Consider the following 17,100-nt stretch of genomic DNA (forward strand, 5'->3'; position numbering starts at 1 on the left):
CAGCAAATCCCAGGTAAAAGTGGACGCTGTCCATTTCATTTGCTAGGCTATGTGTACGGCATCCACAAACATCTGTGGGTGCAATCCAAGGAGACCGCGAATGAAGACCGAAGCGCAGAAGGAGCACCGCTGGCTGCAACGGCTGGTGGGCAACTGGATCGCCGAAGGCGAGGCATCGATGGGGCCGGACCAGCCGGTGCAGAAGTGGGAGATTCCCGAGCGCGTGAGCAGCGTCGGCGACGTCTGGGTCCAGTGCGTGACGCAGGGCGACATGCCCGGCTGCGGCCCGTCCACCACGGTCATGACGCTGGGCTACGATCCCGCCCGCAAGCATTTCGTCGGGACCTTCATCGGCTCGATGATGACGCACCTGTGGATCTATGAAGGCGACCTCGATGCCGGCGGCCAGCAACTGACGCTGCGTGCCGAGGGGCCGGATTGCTCCGGCAATGGCCGCATGGCGCAGTACCGCGACGTGATCACCTTCACCGACGACGACCACCGCACGCTGACGTCCTACATGCTGGGCGAGAACGGCGAGTGGACCCAGTTCATGAACGCCAGCTATCGCCGCCAGCGTTAAGCCTGGCGGCGCTGGGCCGCGAGCCGTGCCAGCCGGCCGCGCGGGCCGGGCGGATCGTCGTGCGGGTGCGCGGCGCTGCCCCCGGCATGGCGCCGGCGCCGGCGGCGGAGCACCAGCAGCAGCGACGCCGGCACCAGCAGCACCAGCGCCAGCAAGGCGAACGTGAACAGGCCCGGATCGCGCGCCGCGGCGGCGACCCGGTTCACCAGGCAGGCAGCGACCACGATGCCGGGCAGCATGCCCAGCGCGGTGCCGACCAGGCAGTCGCGCAGGCCGATGCGCGATGCGCCGATCACCAGGTTGACCAGCGCGAACGGTGCAATCGGCACCAGCCGCAGCACCACCATCGCCACCAGTCCGTGCTTGCCCAACTGCTGGCTGACCCGGTTCAGCCGTCTGCCGCCAAAGCGGCGCACAGTATTGCGCCCCAGCAAGCGGCCGGCCAGGTAGCCTGCGCCGGTGCTCAGCACGGTGCCGCACAGCGCCAGCGCGGCGCCGTAGAGCGGGCCGAAAATGACCACGGTCAGCAGGATCAGCAGCGTCACCGGCAGCATTGTCACCGCGCCGGCCAGGTAGACGCCCATCATCGCCAGCGGTGCCAGCGGCATCTCGTCCAGCTGCTCGACCAAGCCGAGCAGCGCGCGGAAGTCCGCCCATTCGCGCAGCGGCGTATGGCGCCATGCAAATGCCAGCCCCGCCAGCATCAGCGCCAGCACCACCATCATCCCGACGCGCCCGAGCACGCGCGGGCGTGCCTCATGGCTGACGAACTCGGCCAGCACCTGGTCGCTGTCGATCGGCTCGATCGGGTCCAGCAGGTTGGCCGCCGGCGAAGCGGCATCGACATCGTCCGGCAACGGCGGCTCGTAGGCTTCCAGCGAGCGCCCGTCCGCGCGCTGCAGGTTGCGGATGGCCGCAAGCACGCTGCGGGTGGCGGCGACCTCGGCCTGGAAGGTTTCAGGTGCCACATCCAGGTGCTCGCCCAGCAGCCGTGCGCGCATGGCGGCAATGGCCGCCTGCACGCGCGGGTCGCCGCCCGACATCACCACCACATTGCACTCGGTATCCAGCCCCAGCGAGCGGTTGCTGAGGTTGGACGAGCCGATGGTGATGAGGTCGTCGTCGATCACCGTGACCTTGCTATGCACATTGACACATTCGGGCATCAGGCCGGGAATCGACGGGCAGTACAAACAGAAGCGTTCGTGCGTGTCGGCCGCGCGCAGGCGGCGGTACAGGCGAGCGCGCAGCACGCCCATGCTGTGCGCTTCCAGCCAGCCGCTCTCGTTGCGTCTCGACACCAGCACGATATCGGGGCCGTCCTCGTGCCCCAGCCGTGCCTCCAGCGCGTTGGCGATCTCGCGCGAGCTGAAGTACTGGTTCTCCATGTAGATGCTGTGCCGGGCCGAGGCGATGGCATCGTGCAGCAGCATGCGGATCTCGCTGACACTGGGCTCGTCCTCGCACATGGGCATGGTGCGGGCGATGGCGACGCGCACATCGGTCAGCTCCGGCGCCAGGCCTGGCGGCCACGGGTCTGACGAGGTGGCCGCAACCGGGCGCGGCTCGCTGCCGCTGGCGCGCAGCCAGCGCGCCGCGCATAGGGTGCCCAGCGCCGCGGCGGCGGGGCCGTCGAGCGCGCACTGCACGTCATGGAAGGGCGGGTAGGGCTTGCCTTCGGCCATGCGCAACGGCGCGCCGGGGGCATGGCGGTTGTCGTCCCAGCGGCGCAGCGTCAGGTCCAGCCCGCCGACAAAGGCGAGCTTGTTGTCGATCACTACTACCTTCTGGTGGTGCGAGGCGCCCGGGGGATGGTTGCCGTCAAGCCGGAACGCCAGGTGCCGGTGCGCCTGCCAGTGCGCGCTGGCCGACGGCAGCCACTCGCGCTCCATCGCCATCACCATGGCGTAGTCCCAGCTCAGGATATAGATGCGCAGCTCAGGGCGCTGGTCCGCCAGCGCGCACAGGAAGTCGCGCAGGCCCGCCGGCAGGCCGTCCTGTGCGCCCTGCGGCACCAGTTCCATGCGGCTGTCGATATCCCAGCCCAGGATGAAGATGGTGTGCTCGGCGCGCGGCAGCGCTTCGCGCAACGCGCGGAAGTAGGCGTCGGCGTCGACCAGCATGGCAAAGCGCTGGCAGGGCTCGACGCGCCAGCAGTTGCGCCCCGGCTCCGGCGTAAAGGCGGCCGGGGCCTGGTGATCATGCGGAGGGCCAGTGGCGGGAGACGCGGTGGTGCCGGGCGGGTTGTGTTGCCTCATGTCGCACGCTTCGGGGAGGTTCAGCCAGAAACGTCGCGCAAGTTCCGTACCGGTGCGCCAAGCGGGCTGGTCCAGGCGTGCAGGCAATGCCCCGGGGGATAAGGGCCAGCCGTGGGCGGCTCAGGCGCGTGTGCGCTTTACCTGCCCTTTGTAAGAACGGCATGCCGGCGCGGGCGGGTCGGAAGACCCGGCATGCGGCGAAGACGCTACGACGGATGGCCGCGCCGCAGCGCCGTGGGGCGCGCAATGCCCCAGACATCCAGTAGCGGCTCGAAATGCGGTTTGCTTTCGCGCGGTGCCGGCGCCACGCGGCGCGGCGGCGGCAAAGGCCGGCCGGTCAGCACTAGCGGGGTATCGGCCTCTGCCGGCGATTCAGGCTCGCCGGCGTAGGCCACTACGCCCATCTGGCGGGCGGACTTCAGCGCGCGCGTCAGTTCCGCGGCGTTCAGGCGGCTGGCGGCGGCAAGCTGGTGCCGGGGCATGGGCCCCTTGGCACGCAGGCTGGAAATCAACGCCATCACGCATTCCCGGGTGGTTCGATTCATTTCGCTGCGTCAGGAAAAAGGGTACAGCGGTGGGCTCGCCAATCGAGCCTGCCGCGTACGGTACCCATTCTTTCGCAGGGGTCATATCCTTGCCAACCGGATATGACACTTGTTCACATTTCCTAGCGCAGAGAGAGGAATCGTCCCTAGGCTAATGCCGCGTTTCCGGGTCGCCGGTCGGAAATCTGCGATCCGCGCGGTCGCGCGGGGTCAGCATCGTGCCATGCCGGCGCCACTTGCGCGCGTGCCTGGCATGGATGTCTTCGGCAAGTTCGTGCAGTTCGGCAACCCTGGCGTCGATCGGGTCGGGATAGATGTCCAGCGGGCGATACCTGAGGAACAGGCGCATGGGGGTCTCGGTTGGTCCTGGATAATGGCGTGCTGCCTTGATTCCAGTATCGGTGACAGACCCGTAGCTTTCACGAGCGCAGACGTAACACATTGATTTCACTCAATGTGTTTCCCGCAATGGATTGTTGTGGCCCGCGTTCGCCGCGGGCCCGGGGGATGCAGGGGGAACCGGCGGTTGACGGTGGCCGGGGTGGTCAGTAGCCGACGCGGGCGGTGCCGCGTGCGTCCCGGCAATAGATCTTGCGTTCGCGCACCAGGCCATCGCGGCCGTGGATGCACAACGGCAGGCCATCCGCGCGCGCGCGCATCCAGCCGGCCGCGATCGCGGCTTCCTGGGTCGGGAAATGCAGCGCGGTGTCGTCGCCACCGTTCCCCAGGCCTTCGATGGTGAGTGCCCATCCGCCGTCGCCGGCGTATTCGGCGTTGTCGGTTGCGGCGGGAAGCACGTGGATGCTGCGTGACGTCATGGTGTTCTCCGGAGGGCGTGGGCTGACATTTGATTTTTAAGCGACGGCGCCGCCGCGGGTATCCGTCGATGTCCTACAAGCGCGCACGCGGTGACGGCCGGTCGCGCCGTCGGCTGACATCCCGGTAGGACGAAAGCCGACTTTTTGCGCTGCGGTGCGTTGCTACGATCCAATTGCCGGTCGGGCAAGCGGCTGCCCGGTCCCAAGCCATTCCGATCCACTCCATCCTGGCGGCGCATGTCGCATCCACACGAAGCAAGGAGATCGTCATGAGAAAGCTATTTGCACTGTTTGCCCTCGCTGGCGTGATGCTGGTCACGGGTTGCAATACCATGGCCGGCGCAGGCAAGGATATCGAGCGCGGCGGCGAGAAGGTACAAGGCGCGGCGGAAAGCACCAAGCAGAAGATGTAAGTCCCGCTGCCTGCCGCCCTGGCATTGCTACGGCCCGCGTCTGGTGACGCGGGCCGTTGTCTTTGTCACGGCGAATTCAATGTGCGGCCGCCGCCGGCGCCTGCGCCGCATCGATGTGGTTGCGGCGCCAGCTGGCGGGCGGCAGGCCGAACTCGCGCTTGAACGCGCGGCTGAACGCGGCCTCGGAATCGTAGCCGACCGCGCCCGCGACCTCGCTGATGGAACGGTTGCCGCTGCGCAGTTCGGCGGCCGCGGAGCGCAGCCGCCAGTGCGCCAGGTACTGCATCGGTGGCTGCCCCAGCAGGTCGGTAAAGCGCTGCGCCAGCGCCGAGCGCGACAGGCCCACGTTGCCCGCCAGCTCATCGACCGTCCACGGGTAGGCGGGCCGCGCGTGCATGCGCGACAGCGCCCGCCCCACATAGCGGTCGCGCAGGGCGGCAAGCCAGCCGCTTTCATTGTCAGGCAGGGTGTCGATGCAGCGCCGCACTGCCTGCACGAACAGCAGCTCAGACAGCTTGGCCAGCACCGTGGCGGTGCCCGCACGCGGTTCCGCCGCTTCAGACGTGGCAAAGGCCAGCGCCGACGCCAGCCATGCCGATTCCAGCCCGCTGCCCAGCCCCACCTTGAACAGCCGCGGCAGCGACGTCAGCAAGGGGTTGCCCATGGTGTCGTCGAACCCCAGGAAGCCGCACACCATGCGCGTGGTCTCGCCGCCGCCGCCGTAGGAAACGCGCATGACCTCGCCCGGACTGTTGCGCAGCATGTCGTACACCAGCGGAGCGGACGGCAGCGGCTGCAGACGCAGGTCGCTGCCCAGCACGTGCGGCTCGCCCTGCGGCACCACCAGCAGTTCGCCGGTGTCGACCCGCAGGCCCGGGCCGGTGCCGTCGACCAGGCGCGCCCAGCAGACGCCTTCGGTAATCAGGTGGTAGGAGACGACGCGGTCGGCGCGGGGCAGGAAGGCGGCGCGCAATTCAGCATCCGCTTCACTGATCAGGCACCACGGCGACTTGAACTCGCCGTTCAGGAACACGGCACCGCTGAGCTGCACGGCGCGCAAGAGGTCGGACAAGGCATCCATGGTCACATTCCTCCAGATCCGGTGTTTCGCGCAAGAAAGCCGGACGCCCGATCATACGGGCAAGGGGACCGGGCTCCGATACTAGCACCGTGCCTGGCGCCATACAACGCCGCAGCGCACGTATCAGACTAGCCGGAGACAACACCATGGAAACCCTTTCCGCAGCGGATGCCAGCGCAGGCGCACAGGCCGACTGGCTCGGCCTGGCCGCGACCCTGGGCCGCACCTTCGACGCACGCGCGCCAGAGATCGATGCCAGCGGGCAGTTCGTCAGCGCCAACTACGACGACCTGCGCGCGCACCGCTTCTTTGCCGCGGCCGTGCCGCGGGAACTTGGCGGCGCCGGGCTGTCGCACCAGGAGCTGGGCGCGGTGCTGCGCGAGCTGGGCAAGTACTGCGGATCGACCGCGCTGGCCTTTGCCATGCACACCCACCCGGTGGCCACGGCCGCGTGGCGCTGGCGCAATCAGCAAGCGTCGGTGGAGGGGCTGCTCAAGCGCGTGGCGGGCGAGCAGATGGTGCTGCTGGGCAGCGGCGGTTCGGACTGGCTGCAGGGCAGCGGCAAGGCTACGCGCGTGGATGGCGGCTTTCGCGTGGATGCGCGCAAGATCTTCGCCAGCGGCGCGCCGGCGGCGGACCTGTTCATGACCTGCGCCGTCCATGACGATCCGGAGACCGGGCCCACGGTGCTGCATTTCGCGCTGCCGATGAAGTCGCCGGGCGTACGCGTGCTGTCGAACTGGCACACGCTGGGCATGCGCGGCACCGGCTCGCATGATGTGCTGCTTGAAGGCGTGCTGGTTCCGGATACCGCCATTGCCGCCCGCCGCCCGCAAGGCGTGTGGCATCCGATGATGCATACGGTGGCGATGATCGCGCTGCCGCTGATCTATGCGGTCTACGTCGGCGTGGCCGAGGCCGCGCGCGATATCGCGCTGCAGCTGGCGCGCCAGCGGCGCCTGAGCGCACATGCGGTGGAAGCCGCCGGGCGCCTGTGCAACGAGGCCGATGCCGCGCAGCTGGCGCTGGATGCGATGTTCGCGGCGGCATCGGGGCAGGCGCCGGGCGCGGTCACCACCAACCGCATCATGTGCGCCCGCACGCTGGCCGCGCGCGCGGTGCTGGCGACGGTCGAGGCGGCGATGGACCTGGCCGGCGGCGCGGGCTTCTATCGCGATGCCGGGCTGGAGCGGCGCTTTCGCGATGCGCAGGGCGCGCGCTTCCATCCGCTGCAGGCCGGTGCCCAGCAGGAGTACGCAGGGCGCATGGCACTGGGGCTGGATCTCGATGCGCCGCCCGGCGAGGTGCGGCCTGCCGCGCAATGATCCCCGCCCTGGCGCCGCTGCCGTATGACACGCAAGCCTGCAACGACAGCGGCCAGGACGACCCGGCCCGCGCCATCAGCCACGATGGCGCGGCGCGGCGGGCCTTGCGCGATGCGCTGGGGCAGTTTGCCACGGGCGTTACCATCGTCACGGCCGCGGACGCCGACGGCCAGCCGGTCGGCGTCACGATCAATGCCTTTACCTCGGTGTCGCTCGCACCGCCGTTGCTGTTGTGGTGCCTGGCACGCAGCTCCGGCAGCCTGGCGGCGCTGCGTGCGGCGCCGTGCCACGCGATCAATGTGCTGGGGAGCGGGCAGCAGGCCTTGTGCCGGCGCTTCGCCGCGCGCGGTGCTGACCGCTTCGCGGGCGTCGATTGCCGCCCCGGGCCGTTTGGCACGGTGCTGAGCGGCGGCACGCTGGCGTACTTTATCTGCCGGCACCACTCGGTGCGCGTGGTGGGCGACCACGTGATCTTTGTCGTGGAGGTGGTGGCCTATGGATCGACGCCGGGCGCGCCGCTGGTGTTCCACGCAGGCGGGTTTGAGGTACCAGCGCCTTAGCCGCGCTTGCCCGCGATCACCAGCGCAATGCCGCCCAGCACCGCGGCCGCGCTCAATGCCAGCCGCAGGCTCAGGGCTTCACCGAGCAGCGCGATGCCGCCTGCCGCCGTAATGACCGGCACGCTCAGTTGCACGGTGGCGGCGATGGCGGCCTTCAGCTGCGGCACCACGGCATACCAGATGACATAGCCCAGCCCGGAGGTGATGGCGCCGGACAACAGCGCATAGGCCAGCCCCGCGCCGTCCAGTGATCGCTGCGCCTGCATCACCGCACCCAGCGCCAGCGCCATCGGCACCGCGCGCAGGAAGTTGCCCGCGGTGGTGGAAGCGGGATCCGCGGCGCGCCTGCCGCGCAGCGAATAAACGCCCCATGCGATGCCGGCCGCGATCATCAGCAGCGAGGACGGCAGCGGCGGCGTGGCCAGCCCTGGCAGCAACAGCCATACCAGCCCGGCCAGCGCCAGGGCCAGGCCAATCCATTGCTGCAGGCGCATGGGCTCGCCGGCATAGAGGCCATAGCCGGTCATGGTGGCCTGCACCGCCGCGAACAGCAGCAGCGCGCCGGTCCCCGCGGTGAGGCGCACATAGGCAAAGGAAAAGGCCGCGGCATAGCAGAACAGTGCAAGCGCGGAAATCCAGTTGCCTTCCACCGGCGGCAGCCGTTGCGCCACGACCGTGCGCACCAACTGGTGCCGCGCCACGACGATGACCCACAGCACCAGCGCCGCCGCGGCGACGCGGGCCAGCGTAAAGCTGGCCGCGTCGATGGTGGTGCCCTTCAGCGCGAGCCGGCACAGCAGTGAATTGCCGGCAAAGGCGAGCATCGCCAGTGCGGTCAGCACCACGGTGTTCGCGCGCGGCATGCGGCGGGGTGGGCGGTGGGCGCTGCGTGGTTCAGGCTGCGGGCGGTTCGTCGCCGATGGCGAACGAGGACAGGTGCTCGATCGCCCTGACCAGTCCGGAATGATCCCAGCCCGCGCCGCCCAGCCCGCTGCAGACATTGAACAGCTGCTGGCACGACGCCGTGTTGGGCAGGCCCACGCCGAGCTGGCGCGCGGTGGACAGCGCCAGTTCCAGGTCCTTCTGGTGCAGCGCGATGCGGAAGCCCGGGTCGAAGGTGCGCTTGATCATGCGTTCGCCATGCACTTCCAGGATGCGCGAGCTGGCAAAGCCGCCCATCAGCGCCTCGCGCACGCGCGCGGGATCGGCGCCGGCGCGGGCGGCCAGCACCAGCGCTTCGCTGACCGCCTCGATGGTCAGCGCCACGATCACCTGGTTGGCCACCTTGGCCACCTGGCCGTCGCCGGCCTCGCCCACGCGCGTGATGTTCTTGCCCATCAGCTGCAGGATCGGCAGCACGCGGTCGAATACTTCCTGCTTGCCGCCGGCCATGATCGACAGCGTGCCCGCCTTGGCCCCGACCTCGCCGCCGGAGACCGGCGCATCGATATAGTCGACGCCGAGCGCTTCGATGCAGCGCGCGAACTCGCGCGTGGCGATCGGCGAGATCGAGCTCATGTCGATCACGGTAATGCCGCCTGCCGTGTCGGCAAGGCCGTCAGCGACCCCCTTCTCGCCAAACAGCACCCGCTCCACGTCGGGCGTGTCAGGCAGCATCAGGATGATGGTTTCCGACTGCTTCGCCACCTCCTCGGCGCTGGCGCAGGCTTTCACGCCGGCATCCTGGAGGTCCTGCGGCACGCCGCTGCGCGTATGGGCGAACACGGTATGCCCGCCGTCGACAAGGTGCTGCACCATGGGCTTGCCCATCACGCCAAGTCCGATAAAGCCGATCTTGCTCATGTCAGTGTCCGGTAGTGGTCAGGCGCCAGGCCGGCCGTGCGTCGCGCACGACGCCGGGTTCATCTCTGATGATAGTCAGTCGCACGCCAGCGCAGACAGCGGCCCCGGCGCAGGCTGCGCGCCGGCGCGCGCGGCCGCCACCCGCGCCGCGGCGTCGTCCAACTGCGCCAGCGTGCCGGCGTCGACCGGCATATGAGTGGCGCGGGCGGCGCGCCAGGCCCGTTCGGGCTCGCCCGGCAGGCGGATGCCATCCTGCCCCGGCTGCAGCCGCGAGGCCTTCATCCAGTCGGCGAACGCCGCCACCTCATGCCCGAATGACGTGCTGTTGCCCAGGCGCGCGGGATCGAACACGATCGCCAGCATGTTGTTCCAGACCGCGTGCTCATGCCGCAGCGTTTCGGGGCGGATGGTGTGGCCGCCGGTGACCGCGGCACCCAGCAACTCGCACATCACGGCCAGCACATGGCCCTTGTGTTCGCCAAAGGGCCGCAGCGCGCCTTGCGGCGCGCCGTCGGCGGGGTACATCACGGCAGGATCGGCGCTGGGCTCGCCATGCGCGTCCAGCAGGCAGCCGGGCGCCACCGGCACGCCCTTGTTGTGGGCCACACGCACCTTGCCCAGCGCAATCGCGCTGGTGGCGAAGTCCAGCACCAGCGGCGGCTCGCCCGCCACCGGCACGCCGATGGTGAACGGGTTGGTGCCGTAGCGCGCATCGTAGCCGCCGTGCGGTGCCACGATGGGCTTGGACAGCACGTTGACGAAATGGATCGAGATCATGCCGGCGGCGGTGGCCTGCTCGGCCCAGTGGCCCACGCGCCCCAGGTGGTGCGACTGCCGCAGGCCCATCACGCAGACGCCATGCTCGCGCGCGCGGCCGATGGCCATGTTCATGGCCTGCGCCGTCACCGCCTGGCCCATGCCGCGGTTGCCGTCCAGGCTCAGCATGCTGCCGGCATCGTGCAGCACGCTGACCTGCTGGTTCAGCTGCAGCTCGTCGGCCTGCCAGGCCAGCACATAGCGCGGGATCATGCCGACGCCGTGCGAGTCATGCCCGCTCAGGTTGGCGCCGACCAGGTGGTCGGCCGTCAGGCGCGCCTCTTGCGCGCTGCTGCCCGCGGCAAGCCAGAGATCGGCCACCCACTGGTGCAGGGCGGCGGTAGGGATGCGGTGTTCGCTCATATCGGCCTTGGCTAGGGATGAAAAAAGCCCCGTGCCGTGTGACGGCAACGGGGCTTCATGATACGGCCGGCGCGAGCTTGGTGGCGCCGGCATGGCCGGTGATCGGCTACTGCTTACTGGCGCAGCGCAGCTTCGGCAGGTGACTGGCCAAGGATTTCGCGGATACGGGCCAGGTAGGTATCGCCCACCGCGCGGTGCATGCGCGCCGCCTCGGCCGCGAACTGGCGCCGGCTGGGCGGGCGGATGCCCAGGCTGCGGCAGATCGTTGACAGATAAGGCTTGCGCTGGCCGCCCAGGCGCAGCGCCGCGGTCTGCAGCGCGGCATCGCCGATGCGACCGCGCAGCCAGGCAAGCACCTGGCGGTCATAGTCGTTTTGCACACGGATCAGGTGTTCCATGGACGGGACTCCTACTGTTCATCCATACAGGTACTGTAAATATATACAGTATCCAGAGGGATGCAAGGAGTTTGTCCAGGAATACTTCGGGCGAAAGGCCAAGTTGGCTACAAGCCACCCAGGGCGTTCACGGTGAACGCCAGAATCCCCATGTTGAAAAGGAACGCGGCCACGCAGTGGCCCAGGACCACCCTGCGCATGTGTGCGCCGGCGATGGTCACGTCAGAAGTCTGGAAAGTCATGCCCAGCGTGAAGCTGAAATAGAGGAAGTCCCAATAGCTGGGGTGCTGCACGCCCGGCACCTGCAGCCCGCCCTGGTCGCCGGTGGCGGTCTGGAGGTAGTAGAGATGCGCATAGTGCAGCGTGAAAACGGTGTTGGCAAAAAGCCAGGAAAGGATAAGCGTGGCGACGATCAGCGCGATGTCGGCCCAGTGCGGTGTCTCGGGGCGCGCGATCAGCGTGCCGATTGCGACCAGGATCACCATCGAGAGCAGCACGGTGATCGTGAGCAGCGCTGTGCGGTTGGCATCGTTGTGTTCCGCCGTGCGCCGCATGGCCGCAGCATCGGCGCGCAACAGCGGCAGCGCGGCGCCAAGGAAGACAAGGGCCGCGAGATCGAAGCCGATCAGCAGGGCGATGCGTGGCTCTGCGCCGAGCGCACCCGCGGCAAAGGTCGCAACGATCAATATGGCGCCGCACAGCAGAAAGCGTGCGGGTGCGATGCGCTTGCCGATAGCGAAGCGGGCGGGTCTGTTCATGGGGTATTCATCCGGATGACCCTTCGTCAGGAAAGGAGGCTGGCCATGCGTGAATAATATCCGTGCCGTCGCGCAGTTTGTTACGCTGCATGCGCCTTTCATTTGGCGGCCTCGAGGTCGATAATGGCCCTGTGCCATGACCGGCAAGGAGAGACGCAATGACCAAAAGCTCTTCCTCCACGGATAAGCCCGATCTCACCCAGGGCGTGCCGCTGGCTGACCTTGCTGACGGCGGCATGGTCACAGGCCAGGTTGGCGGCAAACCGGTCTTGCTTGTGCGTCGGGCTGATGAACTGTTTGCCATCGGTGCGACCTGTACCCACTATGGCGGGCCACTGGCGGACGGCCTGCTGGTCGGCGATACGATCCGATGTCCGTGGCATCACGCCTGCTTCAGTCTTCGCACCGGCGAGGTCCTCGGGCCGCCCGCCCAGGACGATCTGAAATGCTGGCGCGTGGAACAGCAAGACGGGAAGGCCTTCGTCCGCGACGCGCTGCCGGCGGTGCGGCCACCGAGGCTTGCCTCGGCCCGGCTCCCTGAATCCGTGGTGATCATCGGCGGCGGCGCCGCCGGGACTGCCGCGGTCGAAACCCTGCGGCGCGAAGGCTATAGCGGCCCCGTCACGCTGCTGAGTGCCGATCGCTCATTGCCGTACGATCGGCCGAATCTGTCGAAAGACTACCTCGCCGGGACAGCAAACGCGGACTGGCTGCCAATGCGGCCACCGACGTTCTACGCGGATCACGACATCGACGTGCGCTCCGACAACCGTGTCGTCAAGCTCAGCCCCGAGCAAAAATCCGTCACGCTCTCGGACGGCAGCAACGTGAGCTACGGCGCGCTTCTGCTTGCCGTCGGTGCCGTGCCGATACGGCTGGACGTTCCTGGCGCAACCTTGCCGCACGTGAGCGTGCTCCGCACGCTGGCCGACTGCGACGCCCTGATCGCGCGTCTCGGCACGGCACGCCGATGCGTCGTGGTGGGCGCAAGCTTTATCGGGATGGAAGTCGCGGCAGCGCTGCGAACGCGAGGACTGGAAGTGCATGTTGTCGCGCCCGAAGCGCATCCGATGGAGCGGGTCCTGGGCGCGACGCTCGGCGACATGATCAAGGCGCTTCACGAATCGCACGGGGTAACGTTCCATCTCGGGGCCACGGTGGCAGAGATTCAGCCGGATCGGGTGAGATTGTCGACCGGCGCGGAGCTGGCCGCCGACCTGGTCGTGACCGGGATCGGCGTTCGCCCCGACGTGGCCTTGGCGCAGGACGCCGGCCTCGCACTGGACAAGGGCGTGGCGGTCGATGAATTCCTCCAGACCAGCGAACCTGACATCTATGCCGCGGGCGATATTGCGCGCTGGCCCGACCCGGGAACGGGCCAGCGTATCCGCGTCGAACACTGGGTGGTCGCCGAGCGCCAGGGCGTGGTGGCAGCGCGAAATATCCTGGGACAGCGGCAACGCTTTGCGGCCGTGCCATTCTTCTGGACCCAGCACTATGATGTGGCCATCAACTACGTAGGCCACGCGGAGCAATGGGATCGTTTCGATGTCGACGGCGATCCCGCCGCGCATGACTGTACGGTGACCTATTGGGGCAAGGATAAAAGGCTTGCGGTCGCCACGGTCGGGCGCGACCTGGCGAGCCTTCGCGCGGAGGTGGCGTTCGAGCAGGAGACGACAGGACACTAGGCAGGGGCGAGTGCGCGGTCCGCAAGCCCTTCAAGCAGGTCGGCCGACGGGACAAAGAACAGGCTGCCGGTGACCGCCTTGCTGAAGTCAAGCAGCCGGTCGTAATTGCCGGGCGGCAATCCGACGAACATGTTCTCGAGCATCTTCTCGATCGGCGCGGGCGAACGGGCGTAGCCGATGAAGTAGGTGCCGAACTCGCCCGCGCCAGGGCGGCCGAACGGCATGTTGTCACGCAGGATCTTCACTTCCTGCCCGTTCTCGACCAGCGTAGTCAGCGAACTGTGCGATGACGATGGCTTGACCTCTTCGTCCAGTTCGATGTCGGACAGTTTCTTGCGCCCGATGATCAGTTCCTGTGTCTCCACGGGAAGGGCGTTCCACGCGGTCATATTGTGCAGATACTTCTGCACGATGACGTAGCTGCCACCGGCAAACTCGGCATCCTCGTCGCCGATCACCGTGAAATCGACCGCCTCGCGTCCGGCCGGATTCTCCGTGCCATCGACAAAGCCGATCATCGCCCGCATGTCGAAGTTGCGGAAGCCGTGCACCTCGTCGACAACCTGGATCGCATCGCCGAGCTTGCCGAGCAGTTGCGTGGCAAGCTCAAAGCAGAGGTCCATCGATTCGGCACGGATGTGCAACAGCAGGTCACCCGGCGTGGCGATGGCGACGCGATCGCCGGTGCCGAACTCCCGGAACGGGTGCAGCGCCGCGGGACGGGGCTTGCCGAACAGCCTGTCCCACGCGTCGGCGCCGAAGCCGCAGACACAGGACAGGTTGCCTGACGGCACACGATGGCCGACCGCGCGCACGACGGCGGCAACGTCGGCACACCAAGCGCGGACGGTGCCGGCGTGGTCGTCGCCGTCGGTGAGCGTCGCAACGATGAATATGGCGCTGCGGGTGACTGTGCCGGAAACGGCCTGTGGTTCGGGGATCTTTGTAGGCATCGGACTCTTCATGTTGGTTATACCGATTCGGTTTGCGGGCTGACGGAAGAGAATTCAACGCATAAGCCTACACGAATTGAGTGGCGCCTCTGACCTTTCATTTTCTCCTGACCAGGCAGTGTCAGTTGCAGTTGTCAATCCAGGCAGCTGGAGCAAGGCCTGTGCCTGTGACGGCATCCTTGGGTAGTCAGGCGGTTCGGGCGCGCGGCAAGCGCTGCGCGGCATCCGCGACGGACAAAATGTCCATGCTGAGCCAGGTCTCGCGGGTCATTTTGTCCATTCCGTTGTCACATAAGGCATCGCTTATAGGCACGCAAAGAATCGCTGAATTTACCTTAAGTGGCCAGGCAATTATCTTGTCTCCAACGATGCAGGAACACTAAGCAAAGCGGCATCGAAGCACGCTTCAGCAAGCCTCATCGGCCATTCAAACAAGGATAGGGGAGACCATGCATGATCACGACGAGGATACCCCGGAGACCATCCCTGATGGTCTCCGTCACGTCAGTCTGCCGGGCTACCTGACGCAGCCATGATCGTCGGCACGGCAGGACATATCGATCATGGCAAGACCTGCCTGGTCAGGGCGCTGTCGGGCATGGATACCGACCGCCTGGAGGAAAGGAAGGCGCGCGGCTTCTCGATCGAGCTTGGCTATGCGTACGTGCCGCTCGAGAACGGCGACGTGCTCGGCCTGGTCGATGTCCCGGGCCATCAAAAGCTGATTCACACCATGGCCGCGGGCGCATGCGGCATCGACTTCGCGCTGCTCGTGGTCGCCGCCGATGACGGCGTGATGCCGCAAACGCGCGAGCACCTGGCCATTGTGCAACTGCTCGGCATCCGGCGCGGCGCGATCGCGTTGACCAAGGTAGATCGCGTGAATGACGTGCGGCTACGGCAGGTGCGTGAGGAGATCGCGTCTTTCCGGCGCGGCAGCATGCTGGAAGACGCCCCGGTTTTTGAAACCTGTGCAATGCGCGCCGACGACCCGGGTGTGAACGCGTTGAAGCGGCACCTGCATGCGGCGGCGGCCGCGTCGCGAACGAAGCGCGACGACGGGCTGTTCCGCCTTGCGGTTGACCGGGTCTTCACGCTTGCCGGGCAGGGGACGATCGTGACGGGAACCGTGGTGTCCGGGCGCATCCATGTCGGCGACAGGGTGTTGCTCGCGCCGAAGAACGAGTCTGTGCGCGTGAGCGGCATCCATGCGCAGAATCGTCCTGCTGCTGCCGGGCGGGCGGGGCAGCGCTGCGCGCTGAACCTGGCCGGCATCGACAAGGGCGCGATCGAGCGCGGTGACTGGGTGGTCGATGTGCGCCTGGCGCAGGCGTCGGAGCGCATCGATGTGATGCTGACCCTGTTGCCGGACGCCCCTGCGCTGGAGCACTGGGCGCCCATGCATGTTCACCTGGGCACGCAGCACCAGGTGGCGCATGTCGCGCTGCTCGATGGCCCGACGCTTGCGCCCGGCCAGCGCGCGCGCGTGCAGCTTGTGTTCGAGCGGCCGGTATGCGCGCTGCCTGGCGATCCCTTTGTCGTGAGGAACGCGCAGGCCAGCCGCACCATCGGCGGCGGCGATGTACTGGATCCGTTCGCGCCCGCGCGCAAGCGCCGTTCCCCGGCGCGGCTGGCTTGGCTCGACGCGATGCAGGCCATGCTTGACACCGGATCGGTCGGGGCATTGCTCGAGCAGGCGCCACACGGGCTGTCGCGCGCATTGCTGGAACGCCTGAGCGGCATGCCGGCGGCGGCCATCGAGCTGCCGTGTGACACGCGCGTGATCGAACTTCCGGGCAACGATGCCTTGCTGGTGTCCGGCGCGGCGTGGCGGGCGCTGACGGGGCGATTGACCACTGCGCTCCGGCAATTCCACCAACGCTCGCCGGATGTGCTTGGCCCGGAGGTGGCGCGCTTGCGCAGGATCGCTGCACCGCTGGCGCAAGACGCGTTGTGGTGCGCGCTCGTCGATGACGCCTGCGCGCGCGGCGAGATCGTCCGGACCGGCCCCTGGCTGCACCTGCCTGAGCACACCGTGACGCTCGACGACGCGGATCGCACGCTCGCCGCGACGCTGCAGCAGGACATGAAAGCGGGGCGCTTCGATCCGCCATGGGTGCGCGAGCTGGCGAGCGCGCATGGCGTGCCGGAGGACAAGGTGCGGCAACTGATGCGCAAGCTCGCGCGTCATGGCGAGACGTTTCAGGTCGTGCATGACCTGTTCTATGATCCGGAGGCTATTCGCGAGCTGGCCTTGCTCGCCGCTGTCGACGCCAGCAAGAACGCCGGTACGGTCGTCGCCGGGGCATTTCGCAATGCCACCGGACTCGGACGAAAGCGTGCGGTTCAGGTCCTGGAGTTTTTTGACCGTGTTGGCTATACGCGCTTCGACCGTGGCCGCCATCTGGTGCGCACGGACAGTCGTTGGCTGGAGTTGCTCTGACAGGGAAAACCGCCTGCCGCCATTGAGATTCCTGGGAATTCTCAAGCGTTGCGGGGCTCTCCACTCCTCCCTCCTCCCCACACTACATCCTTATCCACAAATTCGAGGCCGTATTGCGGTGACAGCAATACGACGATTCGCACTTTCGTAACGAACCTCCACCACGCGATCCCGGAATCGGCATCCTGTGCGCCAGCGGACGCGATGCGCGTGCGTCCGCGGCTTCGATGGAATAGGAGATAAATATCATAATTAAATTGGATATAAAGATCATGCTCATTTGAAATTTGAA

17 protein-coding genes are annotated in these 17,100 nt (G+C 67.4%); 6 read left to right on the forward strand and 11 right to left on the reverse strand.

The features are described 5' to 3' along the window. The first annotated feature begins 100 nt into the window (after positions 1–100). Entirely contained in the window at positions 101–583 is a 483-nt protein-coding gene (locus I6H87_RS23445) for a DUF1579 domain-containing protein (RefSeq protein ID WP_010809650.1), read from the forward strand. On the opposite strand, the gene I6H87_RS23450 is transcribed toward I6H87_RS23445, so the two are convergent. The 4 genes from I6H87_RS23450 to I6H87_RS23465 form a co-directional block, all read right to left on the reverse strand. Further along, positions 580–2,841 (reverse strand): VTT domain-containing protein, encoded by a 2,262-nt coding sequence (locus I6H87_RS23450; protein WP_011616895.1) that lies wholly within the window; start codon positions 2,839–2,841, stop codon positions 580–582. The genes I6H87_RS23445 and I6H87_RS23450 overlap by 4 nt on opposite strands. A gap of 206 nt (positions 2,842–3,047) precedes the next feature. Further along, on the reverse strand, positions 3,048–3,386 hold the full coding sequence (locus tag I6H87_RS23455; RefSeq protein ID WP_231881494.1) for a hypothetical protein: 339 nt from the start codon (positions 3,384–3,386) through the stop codon (positions 3,048–3,050). A 151-nt stretch (positions 3,387–3,537) separates the two neighbouring features. After that, a complete protein-coding gene (locus tag I6H87_RS23460; RefSeq protein ID WP_010809653.1) occupies positions 3,538–3,735 on the reverse strand; it encodes a hypothetical protein in 198 nt (65 codons plus the stop codon). Positions 3,736–3,931: 196 nt separating this feature from the next. Further along, entirely contained in the window at positions 3,932–4,204 is a 273-nt protein-coding gene (locus I6H87_RS23465; RefSeq protein ID WP_011616898.1) for a DUF2188 domain-containing protein, read from the reverse strand. Positions 4,205–4,473: 269 nt separating this feature from the next. Between I6H87_RS23465 and I6H87_RS23470 the strand changes: the two genes are divergently transcribed. After that, the gene (locus I6H87_RS23470) at positions 4,474–4,617 is read left to right on the forward strand and encodes an entericidin A/B family lipoprotein (protein ID WP_010809655.1); all 144 of its coding nucleotides are present in this window, start codon (positions 4,474–4,476) and stop codon (positions 4,615–4,617) included. A gap of 76 nt (positions 4,618–4,693) precedes the next feature. On the opposite strand, the gene I6H87_RS23475 is transcribed toward I6H87_RS23470, so the two are convergent. Continuing rightward, positions 4,694–5,698 (reverse strand): AraC family transcriptional regulator, encoded by a 1,005-nt coding sequence (locus I6H87_RS23475; RefSeq protein WP_010809656.1) that lies wholly within the window; start codon positions 5,696–5,698, stop codon positions 4,694–4,696. A gap of 146 nt (positions 5,699–5,844) precedes the next feature. On the opposite strand from I6H87_RS23475, the gene I6H87_RS23480 reads away from it, so the two are divergent. Both I6H87_RS23480 and I6H87_RS23485 read left to right on the forward strand, forming a co-directional pair. Then, positions 5,845–7,023 (forward strand): acyl-CoA dehydrogenase family protein, encoded by a 1,179-nt coding sequence (locus I6H87_RS23480; protein WP_011616899.1) that lies wholly within the window; start codon positions 5,845–5,847, stop codon positions 7,021–7,023. After that, positions 7,020–7,583 (forward strand): flavin reductase family protein, encoded by a 564-nt coding sequence (locus I6H87_RS23485; RefSeq protein WP_011616900.1) that lies wholly within the window; start codon positions 7,020–7,022, stop codon positions 7,581–7,583. Before I6H87_RS23480 ends, I6H87_RS23485 begins: the two co-directional genes overlap by 4 nt. On the opposite strand, the gene I6H87_RS23490 is transcribed toward I6H87_RS23485, so the two are convergent. From I6H87_RS23490 to I6H87_RS23510, 5 genes are all read right to left on the reverse strand, one after another. Further along, the gene (locus I6H87_RS23490; protein WP_010809659.1) at positions 7,580–8,446 is read right to left on the reverse strand and encodes a DMT family transporter; all 867 of its coding nucleotides are present in this window, start codon (positions 8,444–8,446) and stop codon (positions 7,580–7,582) included. The two genes, I6H87_RS23485 and I6H87_RS23490, sit on opposite strands and share 4 nt — an antisense overlap. Before the next feature lie 31 nt (positions 8,447–8,477). Next, positions 8,478–9,386 carry a 2-hydroxy-3-oxopropionate reductase gene (locus I6H87_RS23495; RefSeq protein WP_010809660.1) on the reverse strand — a complete coding sequence of 303 codons (909 nt, stop codon included), beginning with the start codon at positions 9,384–9,386 and terminating at the stop codon, positions 8,478–8,480. A gap of 75 nt (positions 9,387–9,461) precedes the next feature. Then, a complete protein-coding gene (locus I6H87_RS23500) occupies positions 9,462–10,565 on the reverse strand; it encodes a malate/lactate/ureidoglycolate dehydrogenase (protein ID WP_010809661.1) in 1,104 nt (367 codons plus the stop codon). 113 nt (positions 10,566–10,678) lie between these two features. Beyond that, complete coding sequence (locus tag I6H87_RS23505; RefSeq protein WP_011616901.1) at positions 10,679–10,963, reverse strand: CppA family protein; 285 nt, start codon at positions 10,961–10,963, stop codon at positions 10,679–10,681. A 107-nt stretch (positions 10,964–11,070) separates the two neighbouring features. Next, on the reverse strand, positions 11,071–11,880 hold the full coding sequence (locus I6H87_RS23510; protein WP_232626218.1) for a DUF1345 domain-containing protein: 810 nt from the start codon (positions 11,878–11,880) through the stop codon (positions 11,071–11,073). Here I6H87_RS23510 and I6H87_RS23515 point away from each other — a divergent pair. Further along, positions 11,880–13,412, forward strand: a complete 1,533-nt coding sequence (locus I6H87_RS23515) for an FAD-dependent oxidoreductase (protein ID WP_011616903.1) — start codon at positions 11,880–11,882, stop codon at positions 13,410–13,412. The genes I6H87_RS23510 and I6H87_RS23515 overlap by 1 nt on opposite strands. Here the strand turns inward: I6H87_RS23515 and I6H87_RS23520 are convergent. Next, entirely contained in the window at positions 13,409–14,365 is a 957-nt protein-coding gene (locus I6H87_RS23520) for a Dyp-type peroxidase (protein ID WP_010809665.1), read from the reverse strand. The genes I6H87_RS23515 and I6H87_RS23520 overlap by 4 nt on opposite strands. A gap of 532 nt (positions 14,366–14,897) precedes the next feature. Between I6H87_RS23520 and selB the strand changes: the two genes are divergently transcribed. Further along, positions 14,898–16,808: a selenocysteine-specific translation elongation factor gene (selB, locus tag I6H87_RS23525; RefSeq protein ID WP_011616904.1), complete on the forward strand. Its 1,911-nt coding sequence runs from the start codon at positions 14,898–14,900 to the stop codon at positions 16,806–16,808. The last annotated feature ends 292 nt before the right edge of the window (positions 16,809–17,100 follow it).

It is taken from the genome of Cupriavidus necator, assembly GCF_016127575.1.
GTDB classification, from domain to species: Bacteria; Pseudomonadota; Gammaproteobacteria; order Burkholderiales; family Burkholderiaceae; genus Cupriavidus; species Cupriavidus necator_D.

Bases quoted from the DNA above. Each gene is read 5' to 3' on its own strand.
- I6H87_RS23445 (WP_010809650.1), top strand. From the start codon at position 101: ATGAAGACCGAAGCGCAGAAGGAGCACCGCTGGCTGCAACGGCTGGTG.
- I6H87_RS23450 (WP_011616895.1), bottom strand. From the start codon at position 2,841: ATGAGGCAACACAACCCGCCCGGCACCACCGCGTCTCCCGCCACTGGC.
- I6H87_RS23455 (WP_231881494.1), bottom strand. From the start codon at position 3,386: ATGAATCGAACCACCCGGGAATGCGTGATGGCGTTGATTTCCAGCCTG.
- I6H87_RS23460 (WP_010809653.1), bottom strand. From the start codon at position 3,735: ATGCGCCTGTTCCTCAGGTATCGCCCGCTGGACATCTATCCCGACCCG.
- I6H87_RS23465 (WP_011616898.1), bottom strand. From the start codon at position 4,204: ATGACGTCACGCAGCATCCACGTGCTTCCCGCCGCAACCGACAACGCC.
- I6H87_RS23470 (WP_010809655.1), top strand. From the start codon at position 4,474: ATGAGAAAGCTATTTGCACTGTTTGCCCTCGCTGGCGTGATGCTGGTC.
- I6H87_RS23475 (WP_010809656.1), bottom strand. From the start codon at position 5,698: ATGGATGCCTTGTCCGACCTCTTGCGCGCCGTGCAGCTCAGCGGTGCC.
- I6H87_RS23480 (WP_011616899.1), top strand. From the start codon at position 5,845: ATGGAAACCCTTTCCGCAGCGGATGCCAGCGCAGGCGCACAGGCCGAC.
- I6H87_RS23485 (WP_011616900.1), top strand. From the start codon at position 7,020: ATGATCCCCGCCCTGGCGCCGCTGCCGTATGACACGCAAGCCTGCAAC.
- I6H87_RS23490 (WP_010809659.1), bottom strand. From the start codon at position 8,446: ATGCCGCGCGCGAACACCGTGGTGCTGACCGCACTGGCGATGCTCGCC.
- I6H87_RS23495 (WP_010809660.1), bottom strand. From the start codon at position 9,386: ATGAGCAAGATCGGCTTTATCGGACTTGGCGTGATGGGCAAGCCCATG.
- I6H87_RS23500 (WP_010809661.1), bottom strand. From the start codon at position 10,565: ATGAGCGAACACCGCATCCCTACCGCCGCCCTGCACCAGTGGGTGGCC.
- I6H87_RS23505 (WP_011616901.1), bottom strand. From the start codon at position 10,963: ATGGAACACCTGATCCGTGTGCAAAACGACTATGACCGCCAGGTGCTT.
- I6H87_RS23515 (WP_011616903.1), top strand. From the start codon at position 11,880: ATGACCAAAAGCTCTTCCTCCACGGATAAGCCCGATCTCACCCAGGGC.
- I6H87_RS23520 (WP_010809665.1), bottom strand. From the start codon at position 14,365: ATGCCTACAAAGATCCCCGAACCACAGGCCGTTTCCGGCACAGTCACC.
- selB (WP_011616904.1), top strand. From the start codon at position 14,898: ATGATCGTCGGCACGGCAGGACATATCGATCATGGCAAGACCTGCCTG.